Consider the following 1,731-nt stretch of genomic DNA (forward strand, 5'->3'; position numbering starts at 1 on the left):
GATAATGAACCAACAACTCTTCGGCACTTAAGTAGTTTGCGATCGCAATCCTTTTGGCCATAATACCTCAATACCTCACCCAGCAACGATTCCAGTTTTATTATAACTAATTATCCGAACTTGATATTACTGAGCCAAAGCATGCTATGGCCGAGCTTCACCCTCCCCAAAGTCCCGACTCCCGACTCCCGACTCCCGACTCCCGACTCCCGATTCCCGATTCCCGACTCCCTTTCAGTTTCCTAAGCAACACCTTATCAAATTCTCAGTTAAGGGTCACTGCCTCCTCAGTTAAGACCTGCATTCTAGTAATTACAGGAAAGCAGTTAAGCGAATCAACCCCAGGAGAAACAAACATGAAAGGTATCGTACTTGGCAGTTTAGGCACTTTATTGATTGCTACCGCTACCACTCCCGTCTTAGCATCAGAAATCGCTGCCAATTCTACCACCAGCCGTAACAATATTGTCGAAGTTAAACCCTTTAACCTGGTCTATCTCGGTTATCAAGGCTACTTTTCTGAGCAAGGTATTCCCAGTAATGCTGGTTTCATCAGCGCTGTAAAAACCAAGAGAATTACCGCCAAAGACCTAGTAGCCAGTGCTATTGAAAGAGGAAGATTATCCCCAGAAACCATCAATGATTCTAGCTATCTAGCTTATGTGAACACTGAACTATCCAACCTGGATCGGGATTAATACTTAGGTAAGCATTCAGCGGTCAGCGGTCAGCCCTCAGCAGTCAGCCGTCAGCCGTCAGCTAAAAGCGCATAAGCTGATAGCTGACGAAATCTCAAATCCTGGCTGGGGTTTGGATTTCACTATGTGTTTTTTAAGAAGTTATCTAAACTATAAGTGGTTTTACCAAAGTACAAAAAAGGTGTTTTATGAAAACAGAACAGTCACCTAATATCTTTGAGAGTCAGTGGCAACTCTATCAAAAAATACTGACTAACAATTACATGCAACACCGTGAAATTTACGGGATCTTGCACGCATTTCTAGTCAGCTACTTTCCAACCCCCTTCTCTATACTTGACCTCGGCTGCGGTGATGCTAGCTTCACGGCCCAGGCTTTAGCCAATACCAGGATTGCTTCCTACAAAGGCATTGACCTGTCTGAGCCAGCACTAGAAATTGCTCGTGATAACATCAATTCTATCCCCTGTGAACAGACATTGATCCAGGGCGACTTCTTTGAAGTAGTTTCTGAGTTGGCACAAAACCAGCAGGATAGCTTCGACGGGATTTTCAGTTCTTTTGCGTTCCATCACCTCAGTTTTGAGCAAAAAGATAGTATTATGGCTAAGCTGAGCCATCTCCTAAAACCTGATGGTGTTTTTATTCTGATCGATATAGTTTCCACAGATGGAGAAACCCGAGACACCTATCTAAGACGTTACCTAGAGGGTGTTTACCAAGACTGGGCTCAACTGACTCCGGAAGAAGTTTCCATGGTCGAGGGTCATATATTGTCTAGTGATTTTCCCGAAACCCAAACAACCCTGCAATCCCTTGCCCACAAACATGATTTTAATCGGGTTGAGTGTCTGTATCGGGATCCCCTCAACACTAGCCAAGTGTTGTGCTTTTACAAAAGTAGCGCTAAAAGCCCACTCCAGCTAGGGGCTGTGTGACAGTTTACCTAAGCTTTGAATGAATAGGAGTAGAGTGGGCATCCTGCCCGCTCGGAAATATATTGAAACTGGCAAGATGCCAGTGTCTTGATGCA

2 protein-coding genes are annotated in these 1,731 nt (G+C 44.5%); both read left to right on the top strand.

The window, feature by feature from the left end:
• The first annotated feature begins 146 nt into the window (after positions 1-146).
• On the top strand, positions 147-698 hold the full coding sequence (locus F6K53_RS40170) for a hypothetical protein (RefSeq protein ID WP_293085668.1): 552 nt from the start codon (positions 147-149) through the stop codon (positions 696-698).
• A gap of 188 nt (positions 699-886) precedes the next feature.
• Entirely contained in the window at positions 887-1,636 is a 750-nt protein-coding gene (locus F6K53_RS40175; RefSeq protein ID WP_293085671.1) for a class I SAM-dependent methyltransferase, read from the top strand.
• Positions 1,637-1,731: the final 95 nt, after the last annotated feature.

Origin of the sequence: Moorena sp. SIO4A1 (assembly GCF_010672065.1) — a bacterium.
Classification (GTDB): Bacteria; Cyanobacteriota; Cyanobacteriia; order Cyanobacteriales; family Coleofasciculaceae; genus Moorena.